This window comes from Bradyrhizobium nivariense, from assembly GCF_029846695.2.
Classification (GTDB): Bacteria; Pseudomonadota; Alphaproteobacteria; order Rhizobiales; family Xanthobacteraceae; genus Bradyrhizobium.
This window is the reverse complement of sequence record NZ_JARWCR020000017.1, coordinates 21,689-39,833: the sequence shown is the minus strand read 5'-3', so window position 1 is coordinate 39,833 and position 18,145 is coordinate 21,689. Positions and strand designations below refer to the sequence as shown.

Below are 18,145 nucleotides of genomic sequence, written 5' to 3'. Positions count from 1 at the left end.
ACAGCCACATCGGCCACGCCTTCGCATTCCCTATACCGCCCCCGCCTTCTGCGCGTACTCCCATGACGCTTTCGACAGCGGCACGGTGCGCTTGGCTGATTCCAGCGCCTTGGCGTTCGCCGCGGTGCCGTCGCGGACGCGGCCGGCGATGCCTTGCGTGATGCCCGCGAGGCGGAACAGATTATAAGCAAAATACCAGTTGAGATCGGGCACCGTCGTCTTGGTGACGTTGCAATAGATCTGCGCGGCTTCTTCCACGCTCGGGATGTTGAGCGCCTTGAGGTCGGCGCCCTCGAGGCCCGGCATGACCCACTGCATCAACAGATAGGTGAAGTCGGCCATGGGATCGCCGAGCGTCGACAGCTCCCAGTCCAGCACGGCCTGCACGCGCGGTTCCGTCGCGTGGAAAATCATGTTGTCGAGGCGATAGTCGCCGTGGACGATCGAGACGCGCGCCTGCTCCGGCACGGTCTTCGGCAACCATTCGGCGACCTTCTCGAACTCCGGAATGGTCTGGGTCTCGGACGCGCGATACTGCTTGGTCCAACGATCGATCTGGCGCGCGAAATAATTGCCGGGCTTGCCGAACTCGCCAAGACCGATTGCGACGGGATCGAACATGTGGAGTTTTGCCAGCGTCTCGATCTTGCTGGTGAAGATTTTTCGGCGGTCTTCCGGCGTCTGGCTCGGCAGCGTCGGATCCCAGAACACCCGGCCGTCTTCCATCGACATGATGTAGAAGGCCGAACCGATGATGCTGTCGTCCTGGCAGAGCGCATAGGCGTGCGCGACCGGAAAACCCTGTTTTCCCAGCGCCGCGATCACGCGATATTCGCGGTCGACCGCATGCGCCGACGGCAACAATTTGCCGAACGGCTTTCGGCGCATCACATAGGAGCGGCCGGGCGTGTCGAGCCGGTAGGTCGGGTTGGACTGGCCGCCCTTGAATTGCAGGACGACCAGCGGTCCCTGATAGCCTTCGACGTGATCGCGCATCCAGGCCTCAAGCCGCATCTCGTCAATACGATGCCGCTCCTCGACCGGCTTGGTGCCCGAGAACTCTTCGTCTTTCCTGACGCCGTCAGCCACGATGACGCTCCCTCTTCAGTCCTGACCATTTCAGGTCGAGCATGATCCTAATCGGTAACCGCTGACGCACTTGCGTCAAGCGGTCACTGAAGCGGATCATGCCCTGTCGTTTCTTCAGGTCGGGAGCGCCGTGCGGCCCTCCCTCTTGATGACCTGCTCAATGACTGGAAGAGTTTGCATACTTCCGAACTTCAAGCCTGGCAATGGCGCGATTGTGCACCTCGTCCGGGCCGTCGGCGAGACGGAGCGTGCGGATGTGGGCGTAGTCCTTGGCAAGGCCGGCTTCGTCCGACACGCCCGCGCCGCCAAATGCCTGGATCGCCTCGTCGATGATCTTCAGCGCCATGTTGGGGGCTGCGACCTTGATCATGGCGATCTCGGCCTGCGCGGTCTTGTTGCCGACCTTGTCCATCATGTCGGCAGCCTTGAGGCACAAGAGCCGCGTCATCTCGATATTGGTGCGGGCCTCGCCGATGCGCTGCTCCCACACCGAATGCTCGACGATCCGCTTGCCGAAGGCGGTGCGCGAGGTGAGCCGCTTCACCATTTTCTCCAGCGCCTCCTCGGCCTTGCCGATGGTGCGCATGCAGTGATGGATACGGCCGGGACCGAGGCGGCCCTGCGCGATCTCGAAGCCGCGGCCTTCGCCGAGCAGGATGTTCTCCTTCGGCACCCGCACGTTATCGAGCAGCACCTGGGCGTGGCCATGCGGCGCGTCGTCGAAGCCGAACACCGGCAGCATCTTCTCGACCTTGATGCCTGATGTGTCGAGCGGCACCAGGATCTGCGACTGCTGCTGGTGCTTGGCCGCCTTGAAATCGGTCTTGCCCATCAGGATCGCGATCTTGCAGCGGGGATCGCCGACGCCGGACGACCACCATTTGCGGCCGTTGATGACGTAGTGGTCGCCGTCGCGCACGATGCTGGTCTCGATGTTGGTGGCGTCAGACGAGGCCACCGCCGGTTCCGTCATCAGGAAGGCGGAGCGGATTTCGCCGTCCATCAGCGGGCGCAGCCATTTGCGCTTCTGCTCCCTGGAGCCGTAGCGCATGAACACTTCCATGTTGCCGGTGTCGGGCGCGGAACAATTGAAGACTTCCGAAGCCCAGGAGATGTGGCCCATCTGTTCCGAGAGCAGCGCGTATTCGAGATTGGTCAATCCCGCGCCGCGAAATTCGTCGTCCTCATGCTCGTTCGGCGGCATGAACATGTTCCAGAGGCCTTCGGCCTTCGCCTTCTTCTTGAGGTCTTCGAGAACCGGGATCACCTTCCAGCGTTCGCCGGCGCGATCCTGCTCATCATAGACCGGCACCGCCGGGCGCACATGCTTGGCCATGAAGGACCGCACGCGGTCGAGCCATTCCTGCTGCTTCGGCGACAGATCGAAATCCATGGGACGCTCCTCATCTTTCTTCGCGAACTTGTTTTGGCGAACTTGTTTTGCGCCGGACTGTCCACCCGCACCGCGCCACCCGCAAGTGCGAATGCGCGGCCTGTGGCCGCTCCGGAACCAGTTCGCGAGCTTGCGAACGAATCCCGATTGCGGATTGACTTTCCCGGCCTTCAAACGATAGTTTCATACAAGTGTTTGAATTGCAACTCCCTCCCCGAGGGGCACCCATGGCCAGCGATCATACCCGGACTGCCATTCTCGCCGCCGCCGAACGGCTCTATGCCGATCGCGGGTTCGGCGACGTGACGCTGCGCGACATCGTCGCGGAGGCCAATGTCAATCTGGCGGCGGTGAACTATCATTTCGGCTCGAAGGACGAGTTGATCGCGGAGCTGTTCGTCACCCGCTCGATCGCCACCAACCGCGAGCGCCTGCGCGAATTGAAGGCAGCCGAGGAGCAAGGCGGCGGCCGCGCGCCGATCGAGGTGATCCTGCATGCCCTGGTCGGCCCGACGCTGCGCGGCTGCCTTGGCCCCGAGAACCAGCGCTCCACCGCGGCGCGCTTCATGATCCGCGCCTCGATCGAATCCGTGCCACCGATCCGCCGTATCAAGAACCGCGAGATCGACCATTTGCGCAAATTCGCCGGCGCAATGCGCCGCGCCCTGCCCGACCGCGGCGACGTCGATATCTATTGGGGCCTGAATTTCGCGCTCGCCATGGCGCACCACACCATCCGCGAGAGCGAGCGGCTGACAAAATTGTCGGAAGGCAAATGCGATCTCGACGACGTCGAGGACGTCGTCGCGCGCGTCGTCAGCGTGGCGACGATGGCGCTGACGGCGGGAAAGGTGGAGACCAGGCCGCCGGCGCGCGCGCTGGCGAGAGACGCACGTTGACGAAGGAGCGCGACCGCGCGCACGCCTCGTCCTTCGAGACGACCGCTTCGCGGTCTCCTCAGGATGAGGCCAACCAGCACTGCCGCTCGTTAAATCTGTCGCTGCGCACTCCAGCCTCATCCTGAGGAGCCCGCCCGAGCGGGCGTCTCGAAGGATGGACGCAAGGAAGCCGGGCCCGCCGGGGGCATCACATCATCGCGATGCAGTCGATCTCGACGTCGAAGGGGCCGAACCATTCCGGCGTGCAGACGAAGATCCGCGCAGGAGGATCTTGCGGGAAATAGCGCGCATAGATCGCGTTGAACGCGGCAAAATGCTTTGTCGAGGTGCAGTAGACGTTGCACTTCATGACGTTGTCGAGCGAGGCGCCGGCCGTCTCCAGGCACAGCTTCATCTGCTCCATGATGATCTCGCTCTGCCGCTCGATCGGCATCCCCCCGATCTCGCCCGTCTCGGGGTCGAAGGGCGGCAGCCCTGCGACAAAGATCATGTTGCCGGCGCGCGTGACCGGCGAGGTCGGTGCCTTCACGCGGTCGAGAAAGGACGAGATCGGTTCGACGCGGAGCGCTTCGCGTTTCATTTCGCGTTGCATGGGCGGCCACCTTCGGTTCGAGCGAGATGACGGCTTGCTACATCATCTTGCAGCCGTCATGCTTCGCTTCTGATCGAAGTGTGGTCGCTGAACCGCCTAAAGCATGATCCGGAAAAGTGCGAAGCGGTTTTCCGAAAAGATCATGCTCGAACAACAACCTAAAGCGCGATCGCGCTTTAGGCGTGCTGCGGCATCTCCTCGGCCTCTTCCTTGGCGAGCAACAGCAGCATCTCGATGCCCATCTCGCCTTCCTGCGGCGAGCGGATGAACTTTATTTCGTCGGAGCTTCGCCGCAGCGCGGCAATGATGGCGACGGCCTGATTGGCGGTTGCCGCCTCGGTCGCCAGGATTGCCTTCTGGTTCTTGGCTTGAAACCCGATCGTGTAGGACATTCGTTCCCTCCCGGACTGAGTGGAAGGATCGAATCTGAGTCGCGCGCCGAGCGGAAGCCTGTGTAAGTACGGACCGGGATTATCTGGGGATTGCCCGCAAGCCTCAGGCAAGCCCGAGCATTGCGCGCGCCTCGTTGGCGGTCGCGACGCTCGCCCCCAGGCTTTTCAGGATGCCGGCGGCATGCGCGACCAGCTCGGCATTGGTCTTCGCCAGCACGCCCTTGGACATATAGAGGTTGTCCTCCATGCCGACGCGGACGTGGCCGCCGAGCAGCCAGGCTTGCGCCACCATCGGGAATTCGGCGCGGCCGATGCCGAAGCCGGACCAGATCGCGCCCGGCGGCAACAGGCTGCGGGCATAGAACATCGTCTCGGGCGTGGCGGAGAAACCGTACTTGACGCCGAGCACGAGCGAGAACAGGCCCGGTCCCTTCAGCGTGCCGTCGGCGAAGAGGTCGCGGGCGAGATGGCAGTCGCCGGAATCGAACAGCTCGATCTCGGGCAGCACGCCGGCCGCCTTCATCCGCTCGGCCATGATGCGGACGTTGCGCGGGGTGTTGATCACCACCTCGCCGCCGGAATTCATGGTGTTGAGGTCGAGCGTGCAGATGTCGGGCTTGAGCAGCTCGATATGCTCGACGCGCTTTTCGGGGGGCAGCAGCGTGGTGCCTGCAGCGGCGATGCGGGGATCCTCGATGGAAGGAACAAAACGTCCGCCGGGACCGGTCGTCAGGTTGATGACCAGGCTGTTGTTGCGGGCGCGGATCAACGCGACCACCTCGCGGTAGAGGTCGATCGACATCGAGGGCCGCCCCGTCGCGGGGTCGCGGACATGGATGTGGGCAATGGCGGCGCCGGCTTCGGCGGCCTCCAGCGCCGACGTCGCGATCTGCTCCGGCGTGATCGGCAGATGCGGCGACTGCTCGGGCTTTGTGAGGTTGCCGGTGATCGCGCAGGTGATGATGGTTTTGGTGGGGGTCATGCGTGCTGTCCCTTGCTCGTATACGAGCCAGCTAGATAATACCCTGCTGCTTCAGCGTCTCGATCTTGCCGGCATCATAGCCGAGCTTGCCTTCGAGCACCTCCTGGGTGTGCTCCCCTAACAGCGGCGGGGCGCGGTAGGTCTCGATCGGAGTTTCCGAGAGCGTCAGCGCGTTGCGGATCAGCGAGAGATCGGGCTCGAAGGGATGGTCGACCTTCACCCGCATGCCGCGCGACTGGACGTGCGGATCGGAAAACACCTGCTCGAAATTGTTGATCGGACCCGACGGCACGCCGGCCTCCTCCAGCTTGTCCAGCCAGTAGGCCACCGGCTGCTTCAGGAACAGGCCGGCGAAGATCGCCATGATCTCCTTGCCGTGCACGACGCGGTCGTTGTTCCTGACGAAGCGCTTGTCACTCGCGAGCTCGGGCTCGCCCAGCACGGCGCAGGTACGCTGGAACTGGCCGTCATTGCCGACCACCAGCATCAGCTCGCCGTCGGTGCAGCGGAACACGCCGGCCGGCATGCCGCCATTGCCCCAGGTGCCGCGGCGCGGCGGCGTCTTGCCGTTGACGAGGTAGATCTGCAGCCAGTGCGACAACGACGCGATGACGGTGTCGAACAGGCAGACGTCGATGTGCTGGCCCACGCCATCATTGGCGTCGCGATGATACAGCGCCGAGAGAATCCCGATCGAGGTGTTCATGCCGGTCATGTAGTCGACGATCGACGGACCGACCTTCATCGGGCCCTCGCCGGGCTCGCCGTCGATATGGCCGGTGACGCTCATCAGGCCGCCCATCGCCTGCAGGATGGCGTCATAGCCGGCGCGCGGCGCGTAAGGGCCGGTCTGGCCGAAGCCGGTCACCGAGCAATAGACGATGCCGGGATTGATCGCCTTGATGGTCTCGTAGTCGAGGCCGTAGCGCTTGAGATCCCCGACCTTGTAGTTCTCCATGAAGACGTCGACGTCCTTGGCGAGCTCGCGGATGATCGCCTGCCCCTCCGGCTTGGCGATGTTGACCGTGACCGACTTCTTGTTGCGGTTGGCGCAGAGGTAAAACGAGTTGTTGTTGTTGGCCTTGCCCTCGGGGTCGGTCAGATAAGGCGGGCCGAAGGCGCGCGCGTCGTCGCCGGTGCCCGGCCGCTCGATCTTGATCACCTCCGCGCCGAGGTCGCCCAGCATCTGGGCCGACAACGGCCCGGCAAGCACGCGGGTGAGGTCAAGGATCTTGATGCCTGAAAGCGGCAGGGCCGACATGACGATTTCCTCCGGGAACTGGATCTTGGCGCGGCGGCTCGCAGCGGACCGCGCTCCCTGCGGATACACCATTTTCGTGCTCTGAGCACTGCACTGGCGGCATACGGCCATCCCTTCGCTCGCCAGGGCAGGTCACCCGCGCGGTCAATTTCCGCAGTGCGAATATTTCAGGTCGCGGCCGCCGGGACAATCCGCGGCCGGCGGCGGCCGAGCAGGACCAGGATCAGCACCGTGGCGCAGGAGCAGATGAAGGTGAGACCGAGCGCGCCGCGGCTGCCGAACTGGGTGAGCAGGCCGACAAGGAGCGGCGGCGAGACCGCGGATGCCAGATTGAGCGGCAGCGCGATCATCGACATCGCCTTGGCGAACTCGGCCTGATCGTAGAACACCAGCGGGATCGTCGCCCGCGCCACCGCCATCGCGCCGCTGCCGGCGCCATAGAGCAGGATGAAGACCGCGACGGCCCAGGTCGCGCCCTCGCCCGTCATCAGCAGCAGCATGGCGACCGGGAGCGCCGTGCCGGCGACGAGACCGGTCGTGATTCCGTCCCACCGCCCCCCGCCGAGAAAATCGAGCCCGCGGGCGCTGACCTGGATTACGCCCAGCATCGAGCCGAAGCCGAGCGCCTGCGCCGGCGCCAGCCCTTCCGCTCTCAACAGCTCGATCATAATGGCGCCGATGCCGAAATTGACGAAGGCATTGAGCGTGATCGTGGCGACGACGAGACTGAAGGTGCGCTTCGGAATCGCAGGAGGCGGCGCAGCTTTGACCGGCACGCCCCCCTCATCAGGGACAATTTTCCGGCGCGGTGCGAGGAACGCGTAGAGCGGAAGGTTGATGACGACCATCATGGCCGCGTAGACGAGGCACGTCCAGCGCCAGCCGAGCAGACCGCTCAGGAACGAGGTGGTCGGCCAGAAGATGCTGCTGGAGAGGCCCGTCACCAGCATCAGCGCACCGATGGCGTTCTTGGCCTGCCGCCCGGCGACCTCGTTCAGCATGATATAGGCACCGGTCGAGAGCGTGGCGCTGCCGGCGATTCCGAGGACGATCCAGGCGACGAAATAGAGCGTTGGCTCGCGGGCGAAGGACAGAAGAACGTAGCCCGGGATGGCGACGACCGTGCCCGCCACCATCACGTTTCGTGCGCCATGCCGCGCAAACGACTTGGCCAGCCAGGGCGCGCACAGCCCCATCGAGACATAGAGAACGGACGTCCCTGCGAACACCGCCGGCAGGCTCATGCCGAGATCGGCCGCGAGATCGCGCCCGACGATGGCGGGAAGACCTATTGTACCCCACCCAACAAGCTGGGTGACCGCGAGCACCAGCAGGACGCCGATGAGCCTGCTGTCAGATTTCAAGAACCGCATTCCAACCGTCGCCTGCCCGCCAGGCGCGGATCACGCCTGTGCGACCTGTCTTAGCTGGAGATGCGCGAATCGGAAATGTTGGTTCCGAATGGCACCGCAGCGTCAGCCGCAGAGCGGCTTCGCCTTGTCAGCAGGGGGCGCGCTCCACTAGCTGCCGAGCGCGTTCTCGCCGGCTTCGCGGCCGGGCACGCTGACATGGACTTCATGGCCCTGGCGAAGCGCCAGCGAGGCGGCAGCCACCGCCGATTCGAACGCCGATTCCTTGGTGGCGTATTTGCCGTTGATGTTGCCGTCGTGCAGCACGCCCCATTGGTCCTGCACCGGCACGATGGCGTATTGAGCAAGGCCCATGGTTCAACTCCTCCCGTTCTCTAGTCTATCGCTGCGTCAGCTGCGGGTGCGCGGCGGTCACGCGCCACACAATGTTGCCGCTGTCGTCGGCGACCAGCAGCGCGCCGGTCTTGTCGATGGCGACCCCGACGGGCCGCCCCCGCGCATGGTTGTCGTTGTTGAGGAAGCCCATGACGACATCCTGCGGCGGGCCGCTCGGCTTGCCATCCGTGAACGGCACGAACACCACCTTGTAGCCGTTCAGGACCTGCCTGTTCCAACTGCCGTGCTCGCCCACGAAGGCGCCGCCGCGATAGGCGGCCGGCAGACTGCTCCCGGAGTAGAATGCCATTCCGAGCGGGGCGACATGCGAGCTCAACGCGTAGTCGGGCACGATCGCCTTGGCGACGAGGTCGGGCCGCTGCGGCTTAACGCGGGGATCGACGTGCTGGCCGAAATAGCTGTAGGGCCAGCCGTAGAAGCCGCCGTCCTTCACCGACGTCATGTAGTCGGGCACGAGATCGGGACCGAGCTCGTCGCGCTCGTTCACCACCGTCCACAGCGCCCCGGTCTGCGGCTCAAAGCTGAGGCCGTTGGGATTGCGCAGGCCGCTCGCAAAAATGCGCCAGCGGCCGCTGGCGCGGTCGATCTCGAGGATGGCGGCGCGATTGTGCTCGGCCTCCATGCCGTTCTCGGTGATGTTGCTGTTGGAGCCGACGCCGGCATAGAGCTTTGAACCGTCGGGGCTCGCGACCAGGCTCTTGGTCCAGTGATGATCGATCGGGCCGCCCGGCAGCGGCGTCAGCACCGTGCCCGGCGCGGTGATCTTCGTATCACCCTCCGTGTAGGGATATCTGACGATCGCATCGGTGTTGGCGACATAGAGGTCGTTGCCGACCAGCGCAACGCCGAACGGCGAATTGAGATGGTCGAGGAAGACGCTTTGCGTGTCAGGCACGCCGTCGCCATTGCTGTCGCGCAGCAGCGTGATGCGGTTGCTCTCGCCGGTATCGCCGCCTGATGTCGCCCAGGACTCGACGTATCCCATCACGATTTCCTTGGGCCGCTTGATCGGAGCCCCCTTCGGCGCCTTGGATTCCACCACCAGCACGTCGCCGTTGGGAAGCACGTAAAGGAATCGCGGATGCTGCAAGCCCATCGCAAAAGCTTTGGCCTGCAAGCCCTGCGCAACGGCCGGGGTCTCGTCCTTCTTCCAGCCAACGATGCGGGCGATGTGCATCGGCGGCAGCAGATATTGCTGGATGTCGGGAAGTACCGGGTTGGCGCCGGTTTGCGCCTTCGGATCGCCGCTGCCGTCGTTGCAGGCGGCCAGACACAGCAGCGAGGAGCACAACAGTGCGGGAGCGATTGAGGATTTCATCGCGCAACTCCCACGCCGTGGCGATACACCATGGCCCAGCCAAGCCAGCCGGTCACGGGCAGGATCAGCACCGTGATCACCGAAAGCACGAGCCCGGTCGGCCACACCGAGGTCCAGGCATCACGCGTGTGGATCAGGGCGTTGACGATGGCCAGGATCAGCGCCACCGCGTTACCGATCAGGTGCGGCCAGGCCGGCGACTGCGCCCGCACCCGGCGGTTACCGAGAAAATCGGTCAGGCCGGCGATCGCCGCCAGCACGCCGAAGATGACGCCGACAACCAGAAGCCAGGCCGAAAAATCCGCCCACATGATCTCGGCACTGACGACATAGGCGATGTCGGTCAGCAGCGCTCCGATGAAGCACGCGATCGGTATCGGCACCAGCATCGGATGAATTGGATGGCCCGCGATTTGCGCGGTGGTGCGCACGCGCACGTCTTCTTGCACGGTCGACCTCGTGTGACTTATGTCCTGCCCGACGGCCAACTCGTGCTGGCGGTGATGGTTCCTACGCTTGTTACCCTTGCGCCGTCACCTGTGCGCTGGCCTGATACGCCGCGTAGGCACGCTTCAAGCCATCGTGAAGCGATGTCGTCGCGCGCCAGCCGAGCCTGGCGAGGCGGCTGACGTCGAGCAGCTTGCGCGGCGTGCCATCGGGACGCGAGCTGTCGAAACCGATCTCGCCGCTGTAGCCGACGATTTCGGCCACGACGCGCGCGAACTCGGCGATGGTGATGTCCTCGCCGGTGCCGATGTTGACCAGCTCTGCGCTCGAATAGGTCTTCATCAGGTGCACGCAGGCATCCGCCATGTCGTCGACATAAAGGAACTCGCGCCGCGGCGTGCCGGTGCCCCACACGACGACGTTCTTCGCGCCCGAAACCTTCGCCTCGTGGAAGCGGCGGATCAGCGCCGCGACCACGTGGCTCATTTCGGGATGATAATTGTCGCCGGGGCCGTAGAGATTGGTCGGCATCACGCTGATGAAGTCGCTGCCATACTGGCTGCGATAGGCCTCCGCCATCTTGATCCCGGCGATTTTTGCAATTGCATAGGGCTCGTTGGTCGGCTCCAGCGGGCCGGTCAGCACGGAATCTTCCTGCAGCGGCTGCGCGGCCATTTTCGGGTAGATGCAGGACGAGCCCAAAAACATCAGCTTCTCGGCGCCGTTCTGATGCGCGGCCTGGATCACGTTCGCCGCGATCGCGATGTTGTCGTAGATGAACTCGGCGCGCAGCGTGTTGTTGGCGACGATGCCGCCGACCTTTGCCGCGGCGAGGAAGATCACCTGCGGCCGCGTCTTCGCGAACCAGTCGAACACCGCGGCCTGGTTGCAGAGATCGACCTCGCCCCTAGCCACCGTGACGAGCTTGACGTCCTCCCGTTCGAGCCGGCGCGCAATCGCAGCTCCGACCATGCCGCGATGGCCGGCGACGTAGACGCTTTTGCCTTTCAGCTCAAACGGTGCGTTTGCCACTCGCCGCATCCCGCTTTGCCTCCGCCAGATCGCTCGCCATCATCTCCGCGACGAGCTCTGCAAAACCCCGCTTCGGCGTCCAGCCGAGCACCTCGCGCGCCTTGCTGGCGTCGCCGACGAGGAGATCGACCTCGGTCGGGCGGAAATAGGTCGGATCGATCTTCACCACGGTCTTGCCGCTCGTCTCATCGACGCCGGTCTCGTCGACGCCCTTGCCGCGCCATGCGATGCGGCGGCCGACTTGCGCGAACGACAACTCGACCATCTCACGCACCGAGTGCATCTCGCCGGTGGCGAGCACGAAATCGTCGGGCTTGTCGGCCTGCAGGATCTTGTGCATGCCCTCGACATAGTCGCGCGCATGGCCCCAGTCGCGCCTGGCGGAGAGATTGCCGAGATAGAGCGTCTCCTCCAGCCCGACCTCGATGCGGGCGACGCCGCGCGTGATCTTGCGGGTGACGAAGGTCTCGCCGCGGATCGGGCTCTCGTGGTTGAACAGGATCCCGTTGCTCGCGAACATGCCGTAGGCTTCGCGGTAGTTCACCGTGATCCAGTAGCCGTAAAGCTTTGCGACGCCGTAAGGCGAGCGCGGATAAAACGGCGTCGTCTCCTTCTGCGGGATCTCCTGCACGAGGCCGTAGAGCTCGGAGGTCGAAGCCTGGTAGAACCGCGTCTCCTTCTCCATGCCGAGGATGCGGATCGCTTCCAGCAGGCGCAGCACGCCGATGCCGTCGGCATTGGCGGTGTATTCCGGGCTCTCGAAGCTGACCGCGACGTGGCTCTGGGCTGCCAGATTGTAGATCTCGGTCGGCCGGATCTGCTGCACCAGGCGGATCAGATTGGTCGAGTCCGTCATGTCGCCGTAATGCATCAGGAACGGCACGTTGCCGACATGCGGGTCCTGGTAGAGATGATCGACCCGCGCGGTGTTGAACGAGGACGAGCGCCGCTTGATGCCGTGCACGACATAGCCGAGCGACAACAGATATTCGGCGAGATAGGCGCCGTCCTGTCCGGTCACGCCGGTGATGAGAGCGATCCGCTCAGCCATATCCGCACCTGCTCCCAACAGCGACCCGATGGGGCGCCAGCGTCCCGTTCCGGCCGCCGCCCTTCTCTGCCATATCGACCGCCGAGGTCAACCTAATACGGCGATGCATCGTCCGAAGACCGTCGGCCGAACCGAGGCCCTTGCAGTCCACGGCAAGCTCGCCTGAGGATTTTGTGCATAAGTCGAGGCCTTCGGGCCCGGAGCCTCGCTGGCGAAGCGCATCGCACGTACTATTTTAGGTAGATTTCGAACTTAGCTTTGCAGGCCTCTTGCGGGCCTTATGTCATTTTGTGGGAGGGATACTTGTTCGATTTCGCGCAAGCTATCGTTGTGCACATTTGAAGCCGATGCCGTGCTTCCACTCGGGCGATTGGGATCCTCGCAATCCTGCTCGCAGCTGCCCTACCGGCTGCCCCCTGTCTTGCCCAACAGGCAGGCGATCCCCCCGCCCCGGCGGCCGAGACGAAGGGCGTGCAGCCTCCTGCCAAGGACGCGGCAACGAACGCGAAAAAGGCGAGCGTGAAGGACACGACGGCGGCGCGGACGGAAGTCTCCGACTGCGCCGGCGGTGAGTTTCTTCAAAAGCTCGCCAATACGGCAAACAGCGCCGCGATCATCTACAACAGCAATCTCGTGCCCGCCGGAAGCAACGTCGACTTCGGACTTGCGAGCTCTCTCGATCCCGAGGCGCACTATTTTGCGGTCTTCCTGGAGGACAAGGAAGTCCCGCGGGGCGAGGTCAGGCACGGCGCCCGGGCTCGAAAAGCGGGCGAAACCGACGACCTCGTCGTGAAGCGCCTGCTGAAGTCCGGCGACACCATCGTTTCGATCGACGTTCCCAACGATGTCGCGGGATGGTGGACCCGGCGGAATCTCTACATCTACCAGTGCGACAGCACGCGAAGCCCGTTCAAGGTCTCCTACCTGCCGGTCTATCTCAGCCCTTACTCTTTGAGCATCTGGCTGGCGCTCGGGATCGTTGTCGCTGCTTATTTTCTCTCGGCCAAGGCCTTTGCTCGCCTGAGCAAATCGTCGTTGAAAGGCGTCAAAGCCTGGAATCCCATCCGGATTACGGCTAGCTCCGACAATCGCGGGAGCCTCTCGGCCTTCCAGGTGTTCTTCTTCACGATCCTGGTTTTCGCGATGCTCGCCTACGTCTTGCTTCGCACGGGCGTGCTGTCTGACCTTTCGACCACGATCCTGCAATTGCTCGGCATCGCGGGTATCGGGGCTGCGGCGGCGAAGGGCGCAGACTCGTCGAAGACGGCGCTCGACCCCACAAATCAGGCCTGGCTCATGAACAAGGGCTGGTTCGACAAGGACACGGCCCGCGCCACACCTGAGCCGAGCTTCTACGACCTGATCTCGAGCGACGGCAGTTTCGACGTTTACCGCTTCCAGAGCTTGATATTTACGGGCGCGGTAGGGCTCGCACTTTTCGCCGGCGGCGTGTTTCAACTTGCGTCCTTCACGGTGCCGCAGAACATCCTCGGTATTTTGGGTCTCAGCCAGGTGGTGTATATCGCAGGCAAGCTCGTGACCTCGAACAACGCAACGCAATTGAACGCGGTCATCACCGATCTCCGCAACACCGAAGCCGCTTATCGCGAGGCCGCCCACACCACCAGCGATACCCAGGAGGCAAAAGACAAGGTCGCCCGTGCGAAGGCCGCCTTCGTCGACAAGGCGGGGGGAGCGGCCACGCTTTTCACCGATGTCACCGGGCGTCCCGTCGACGACGCCAAGCTCCAGCCGACATTGGGACTGAGCTGATGGCAAAGGTCGGGACCCTGAGCATCTCCCCTGAAATCCAAGGGCACTCTTGCGATAAGGCGGACTGCATTCCTCTTCGGAATTTGCCTCGCAACCCACTGATTTCAGCGGGCTATTCGTTAATGGAATCTCAGTCAAAAACTGCTATATTGTTGATATGGATAAGCTAACCGCCCCTTCGACCGCAGAGCACATCCGGACACTGGCCCGGACCTTCCACGTATCCTATTCCGAAGGTCCTAACGACCGCCTGGCCCATCATATCTCGCGCCTGGCCGGCGATACCGTCGAGCTGGACGAGATCGAGCGGCTGCTCATTGGTTTGGTACGCGCGGAGCGGATCACACGTCCGGAAATGATCCTGCTTCAGGCTGCCTACCTGCGTGAAGCCAGGCCGTGACCTTTGATCCGTTCGGCGACTTTGAAACGCGCGGATATCTACGTAACCTTGCCCGAGAGAAAGATCGCGCGATTGTGCGGAGGCTTGAACATGCCTCCTTCACGACTGGCATCGATGACGCGTTCGCGGCGCTTCAAAAAAAGAAGACCCTGACCTACGGGGACCTTCTCAGCACTCACAAAACGCTCTTTGAGGCCATGTATCCGTGGGCCGGCCAGGACCGCACCACGACGGCACCAAATATCGCCGTAAGCCGAGGCGATGTTCTGTTCGCACACCCCAAGTACATCCAAAACGCGATTGAGCATGCCTTGAAGCTCGGCAACGATCCCAAAACCATGCGCGAGAAGCCCGGGGAAGTCATGGGCTATCTAGCCCACGGCCATCCCTTCCTGGACGGCAACGGCCGAACGATTATGGTGATCCACTCCATACTCGCTCAACGCGCCGGCTTCAGCCTCGATTGGACCTCGACCGATAAGACCGCTTATCTGCAAGCCTTGACGAAAGAATTGGACGATCCCGGCAAAGGCATCCTCGACAAATATCTTGAACCTTGCATCCATGCTGCGGTCTCCAATCTGAAGGAGCACATTGCCGCAGCTAAGGGACTCGATGGCGGTCCGGGCGAAGCCGACACCATTCGCGGAAGCAACGACGATCCAGCCGTGCAGGCCGACTACAAGCAGCAGCAGCTTAAGCGCGAAGCGAACGGCGCGAAGGGCTGACTATCGGGCCCCCGAACCAAGAAAGAACTACCGAAAGGCACATCGGGCAGAAGGCCAATCAAGCAGAGCCTCATGCGAAAGAAACTATTTGGGAGCGGATGGAGCGGGTGAAGGGAATCGAACCCTCGTATTCAGCTTGGAAGGCTGCTGCTCTACCATTGAGCTACACCCGCGACAGGGGCTCCCTAACACGGCCGGGCGGCGGTCTCAACTGCCCAACAGACGGCTTCCCGGCCTTGCGAACAGCCGCTGGTTCCTCCCGGCCCGCCTCCCCTTAACAGCGGCGGCATTGCCGCCTATATTGAGGTCTTCCGAAACCAACGAAAGGAGGTGATCCAGTGTCTCTTACCAAGCGCTGTCACCTCGCTGGGATCGCCCGCTAGGCTTTGAATAGAAGCTTGGCATCGGGGCGCTCTCGGCCCTGGACCAGCGAGCAAGAAATCGGGCGCGACGGGGCCTCCCCGCCGCGCCTTTTTCGTTGGCGGGCGCCGCTCAGGCCGGCGGCTCGCCCGCAAGCACCTCGCGGATCTTCAGCGACAGCTCCGACTTCCGGTACGGTTTCCTGAGCAATGCCACGCCGGGGTCGAGCTGCCCCCCGTGGACGATGGTGTCGTCGGTGTAGCCGGAGGTGTAGAGCACCCGCGCTCCCGGCCGGCGGAGCTGGACGGCTTCGGCCAATTCCCGCCCGTTCATGCCGCCGGGCATGATGATGTCGGTGAACAGCAGATCGAACCTGGCGCCCTGATCGACCAGTGCAAGCGCGGCTGCGCCGTCCCCGGCCGCGAGCGTGCGATAGCCGAGGGTGCCGAGCTGGGCGATGACATAGCCCTGCACCAGCGGATCGTCCTCGACCACGAGTATCGTCTCGTGCCCGCGTGCCGCCGCGAGCGCCTGAACCGGTGCCGTTCTGGCCGGCGCATCGCCCTTCGATCGCGGCAGGAACAGCCGCATCACCGTGCCACGTCCCTCCTCGCTTTCGATGGCGACGGTGCCTCCGGTCTGGCGGGCAAAGCCGTAGACCATGCTGAGCCCAAGCCCGGTGCCGCGACCGACGCCCTTGGTGGTGAAGAACGGCTCGAACACGCGCTCGCGGATGTCGGAGGCAATGCCGTGGCCGGTGTCGGCAACCGCGACCATCACGAAGGCACCGCGCATGACATCGCCGTCGCCGGTAGTGCTCGTGCCGTCGAGGTCGCGGTTCGCGGTCTCGAGCGTGAGCCTGCCGCCTCCCGGCATCGCGTCACGGGCGTTGACGGCGAGATTGACGATCGCGGACGTGAGCTGCGACGGATCTGCCAACGCGGACCAGGCGTCGTCCGCGAGCCGTGTCACGATCTCGATATGCTCGCCGAGCATCGGCTTCAGCAGCTTCGCCGTCTCGACCACGAGCGCGTTGACGTCGATCTCGCGCGGCTCGAGCGGCTGGCGACGCGCGAAGGTCAAGAGCTGCGAGGTGATCTCCGCACCACGCGCGGCCGCATCGTCGATCAACTGCGCGATCGCGGCGAACTCGGGCTTGTCCGCAAGCCCCTCCTGGACGATCTCGATGGTGCCGGTGATGACGGTGAGCACGTTGTTGAAGTCGTGCGCGACGCCGCCGGTGAGCTGACCAATCGCGTCCATCTTCTGGGATTGGCGCAGCCGCTCCCCGGTTTCGTGCTGCTCGGTGAGGTCGGTCGCCGACCCCCGGTAGCCCATGAAGCGTCCGTCGGCGGCGAACACCGGCTGGCCGTTGACGCTGAAATGACGCACGCGTCCGGACACGTCGCGGCCACGATATTCGAACTTCCGGAACGGCTCGTGGCGGTCCAGCGTCGCCGTGTGCGCGCGCCATTTCTCCGGCTCGGCGTCGCGGTCGAAGGCGGCATCGGAACGGCGCTTGCCGATCAGCGCCTTGTTGTCCATGCCGAAGGCGCCGGCCCGGTCGGAGATGTAGGTGAACAAATGATCCGGTCCGGTCTCCCAGAACCAGTCGGAGGCGGTCTCGGCATAGTCGCGGAAACGCTGCTCACTCGCATGCGCGTCCTCCTCCGCGCGCCGGCGGATATTCAGGTCACGCTCGAGATTCGCATTGGCCTCGCGCAGCTCGCCATAGACTCGCTCGAGCTTTGCACACATGGCGTTGAAGGCATCGATCACCTTGTCGAGTTCGTCGGCATCGTGGGGCGCCCGGCGCTCCAGCTGCAAAGGCGGCGGTGGCCGCGTCAGGCTGTATTTGCTGACGAACTCCGCGATGGCGACGAGATGCCGCGTCACCAGCAGATGGACCATGTAGATGATGAACAGGGAGACGAGGAACGTCTTCGCCGCCTGGCTTGCCAGAATGACGAGGGCACGGTTCAGCAGTTGCTGATAGACATCGGTCAGGGTCGCCTCGACGTGGAGCACGCCGATCGGGCGTGCGGTCCCCTGCACGCTGTAGTTCAAGGGATAGTCGCGCGTCACGATCGAGCGGGTGCTCGGCTCGCCGACCGCGAGATGGATCGGACTGGGACGATCGGCGATCTCGTGGACTTCCGCCGCCCGGATGTCGGGAAGCCGCAGGATGCCGTCGAGCTGGAGCTTGAGCTGGTTCTGGTCGAGATTCCACAGGCTCTCGCCGAGGCTGCCGGTAGTGCTGCGACCGATCTCGTCAAGCCGCGTCTCAATGACGCCGACCTCACGCTCGTAGTCCAGATAGAGCTGGAGTGCGGTCAGCGTGAGCGTCACGATCGAAGAGAACAGCAGCACGGCGGCCAGGAGGCGGGGTCCGACGCCGCTGCGCGACCAGTTGAAGATCCGCGACAGCAGCGCCCCGATCATCGGCGGCGCGAGGGCAGCGCCGATTCCGTTCAAATTCTGCCCGGTCGAATCCTGCTTCGCGGCCGCCGGGGCGATGGCGCGGCTGCGCTTGGAGTTCTCGTCGCCTGCATTGCCCATGCACCATGTCCCCGAAAATGGCACCCTGCTCCGGCCGGCCGCAGCCGCGAGCAATTCGATCGTTGAGACTTTCCCTTCGCGCAACGTACCCTTCACGCGACGT

17 protein-coding genes and 1 tRNA gene are annotated in these 18,145 nt (G+C 63.8%); 4 read left to right on the top strand and 14 right to left on the bottom strand.

Going from position 1 to position 18,145, the window contains the following annotated elements; all coding sequences use genetic code 11:
- Positions 1-30: 30 nt before the first annotated feature.
- Both QCM77_RS16185 and QCM77_RS16180 read right to left on the bottom strand, forming a co-directional pair.
- Positions 31-1,089, bottom strand: coding sequence for a phosphotransferase family protein (locus QCM77_RS16185; protein ID WP_279661881.1), 1,059 nt, complete (start codon positions 1,087-1,089; stop codon positions 31-33).
- A 157-nt stretch (positions 1,090-1,246) separates the two neighbouring features.
- Complete coding sequence (locus tag QCM77_RS16180; protein ID WP_279661879.1) at positions 1,247-2,482, bottom strand: acyl-CoA dehydrogenase family protein; 1,236 nt, start codon at positions 2,480-2,482, stop codon at positions 1,247-1,249.
- A gap of 227 nt (positions 2,483-2,709) precedes the next feature.
- Here QCM77_RS16180 and QCM77_RS16175 point away from each other — a divergent pair, with 227 nt between their 5' ends.
- Positions 2,710-3,381 carry a TetR/AcrR family transcriptional regulator gene (locus tag QCM77_RS16175; RefSeq protein WP_279661877.1) on the top strand — a complete coding sequence of 224 codons (672 nt, stop codon included), beginning with the start codon at positions 2,710-2,712 and terminating at the stop codon, positions 3,379-3,381.
- A 187-nt stretch (positions 3,382-3,568) separates the two neighbouring features.
- Here the strand turns inward: QCM77_RS16175 and QCM77_RS16170 are convergent, their stop codons facing one another.
- From QCM77_RS16170 to gmd, 10 genes are all read right to left on the bottom strand, one after another.
- Entirely contained in the window at positions 3,569-3,961 is a 393-nt protein-coding gene (locus QCM77_RS16170; protein WP_279662370.1) for a RidA family protein, read from the bottom strand.
- A gap of 188 nt (positions 3,962-4,149) precedes the next feature.
- Positions 4,150-4,365 carry a hypothetical protein gene (locus QCM77_RS16165; RefSeq protein ID WP_279661875.1) on the bottom strand — a complete coding sequence of 72 codons (216 nt, stop codon included), beginning with the start codon at positions 4,363-4,365 and terminating at the stop codon, positions 4,150-4,152.
- 103 nt (positions 4,366-4,468) lie between these two features.
- Positions 4,469-5,347 (bottom strand): beta-keto acid cleavage family enzyme, encoded by an 879-nt coding sequence (locus QCM77_RS16160; protein ID WP_279661873.1) that lies wholly within the window; start codon positions 5,345-5,347, stop codon positions 4,469-4,471.
- Positions 5,348-5,378: 31 nt separating this feature from the next.
- Complete coding sequence (locus tag QCM77_RS16155; RefSeq protein ID WP_279662369.1) at positions 5,379-6,608, bottom strand: CaiB/BaiF CoA transferase family protein; 1,230 nt, start codon at positions 6,606-6,608, stop codon at positions 5,379-5,381.
- A gap of 167 nt (positions 6,609-6,775) precedes the next feature.
- Positions 6,776-7,981 (bottom strand): MFS transporter, encoded by a 1,206-nt coding sequence (locus QCM77_RS16150; protein ID WP_279661871.1) that lies wholly within the window; start codon positions 7,979-7,981, stop codon positions 6,776-6,778.
- A 147-nt stretch (positions 7,982-8,128) separates the two neighbouring features.
- Entirely contained in the window at positions 8,129-8,332 is a 204-nt protein-coding gene (locus QCM77_RS16145; RefSeq protein WP_279661869.1) for a hypothetical protein, read from the bottom strand.
- A 25-nt stretch (positions 8,333-8,357) separates the two neighbouring features.
- Complete coding sequence (locus QCM77_RS16140; RefSeq protein ID WP_279661867.1) at positions 8,358-9,692, bottom strand: PQQ-dependent sugar dehydrogenase; 1,335 nt, start codon at positions 9,690-9,692, stop codon at positions 8,358-8,360.
- Entirely contained in the window at positions 9,689-10,141 is a 453-nt protein-coding gene (locus tag QCM77_RS16135; RefSeq protein ID WP_279661865.1) for a DUF2231 domain-containing protein, read from the bottom strand. The genes QCM77_RS16140 and QCM77_RS16135 overlap by 4 nt, the downstream gene beginning before the upstream one ends.
- A 70-nt stretch (positions 10,142-10,211) precedes the next feature.
- Positions 10,212-11,180 (bottom strand): GDP-L-fucose synthase, encoded by a 969-nt coding sequence (fcl, locus tag QCM77_RS16130; RefSeq protein WP_279661863.1) that lies wholly within the window; start codon positions 11,178-11,180, stop codon positions 10,212-10,214.
- A complete protein-coding gene (gmd, locus tag QCM77_RS16125; protein ID WP_279661861.1) occupies positions 11,152-12,222 on the bottom strand; it encodes a GDP-mannose 4,6-dehydratase in 1,071 nt (356 codons plus the stop codon). Before gmd ends, fcl begins: the two co-directional genes overlap by 29 nt.
- A gap of 471 nt (positions 12,223-12,693) precedes the next feature.
- Here gmd and QCM77_RS16120 point away from each other — a divergent pair, with 471 nt between their 5' ends.
- From QCM77_RS16120 to QCM77_RS16110, 3 genes are all read left to right on the top strand, one after another.
- On the top strand, positions 12,694-13,995 hold the full coding sequence (locus QCM77_RS16120; protein WP_279661859.1) for a hypothetical protein: 1,302 nt from the start codon (positions 12,694-12,696) through the stop codon (positions 13,993-13,995).
- Between the two features lie 157 nt (positions 13,996-14,152).
- The gene (locus tag QCM77_RS16115) at positions 14,153-14,395 is read left to right on the top strand and encodes a hypothetical protein (RefSeq protein WP_279661857.1); all 243 of its coding nucleotides are present in this window, start codon (positions 14,153-14,155) and stop codon (positions 14,393-14,395) included.
- On the top strand, positions 14,392-15,123 hold the full coding sequence (locus tag QCM77_RS16110; RefSeq protein WP_279661856.1) for a Fic/DOC family protein: 732 nt from the start codon (positions 14,392-14,394) through the stop codon (positions 15,121-15,123). The genes QCM77_RS16115 and QCM77_RS16110 overlap by 4 nt, the downstream gene beginning before the upstream one ends.
- A 99-nt stretch (positions 15,124-15,222) precedes the next feature.
- Here QCM77_RS16110 and QCM77_RS16105 read toward each other — a convergent pair.
- Both QCM77_RS16105 and QCM77_RS16100 read right to left on the bottom strand, forming a co-directional pair.
- Positions 15,223-15,296 (bottom strand) — tRNA-Gly (locus QCM77_RS16105).
- Between the two features lie 319 nt (positions 15,297-15,615).
- Positions 15,616-18,042, bottom strand: a complete 2,427-nt coding sequence (locus QCM77_RS16100; protein ID WP_279684212.1) for an ATP-binding protein — start codon at positions 18,040-18,042, stop codon at positions 15,616-15,618.
- Positions 18,043-18,145 lie beyond the last annotated feature (103 nt).

Bases quoted from the DNA above. Each gene is read 5' to 3' on its own strand.
- QCM77_RS16180 (WP_279661879.1), bottom strand. From the start codon at position 2,482: ATGGATTTCGATCTGTCGCCGAAGCAGCAGGAATGGCTCGACCGCGTG.
- QCM77_RS16175 (WP_279661877.1), top strand. From the start codon at position 2,710: ATGGCCAGCGATCATACCCGGACTGCCATTCTCGCCGCCGCCGAACGG.
- QCM77_RS16170 (WP_279662370.1), bottom strand. From the start codon at position 3,961: ATGAAACGCGAAGCGCTCCGCGTCGAACCGATCTCGTCCTTTCTCGAC.
- QCM77_RS16165 (WP_279661875.1), bottom strand. From the start codon at position 4,365: ATGTCCTACACGATCGGGTTTCAAGCCAAGAACCAGAAGGCAATCCTG.
- QCM77_RS16160 (WP_279661873.1), bottom strand. From the start codon at position 5,347: ATGACCCCCACCAAAACCATCATCACCTGCGCGATCACCGGCAACCTC.
- QCM77_RS16155 (WP_279662369.1), bottom strand. From the start codon at position 6,608: ATGTCGGCCCTGCCGCTTTCAGGCATCAAGATCCTTGACCTCACCCGC.
- QCM77_RS16150 (WP_279661871.1), bottom strand. From the start codon at position 7,981: ATGCGGTTCTTGAAATCTGACAGCAGGCTCATCGGCGTCCTGCTGGTG.
- QCM77_RS16145 (WP_279661869.1), bottom strand. From the start codon at position 8,332: ATGGGCCTTGCTCAATACGCCATCGTGCCGGTGCAGGACCAATGGGGC.
- QCM77_RS16140 (WP_279661867.1), bottom strand. From the start codon at position 9,692: ATGAAATCCTCAATCGCTCCCGCACTGTTGTGCTCCTCGCTGCTGTGT.
- fcl (WP_279661863.1), bottom strand. From the start codon at position 11,180: ATGCGGCGAGTGGCAAACGCACCGTTTGAGCTGAAAGGCAAAAGCGTC.
- gmd (WP_279661861.1), bottom strand. From the start codon at position 12,222: ATGGCTGAGCGGATCGCTCTCATCACCGGCGTGACCGGACAGGACGGC.
- QCM77_RS16115 (WP_279661857.1), top strand. From the start codon at position 14,153: ATGGATAAGCTAACCGCCCCTTCGACCGCAGAGCACATCCGGACACTG.
- QCM77_RS16100 (WP_279684212.1), bottom strand. From the start codon at position 18,042: ATGGGCAATGCAGGCGACGAGAACTCCAAGCGCAGCCGCGCCATCGCC.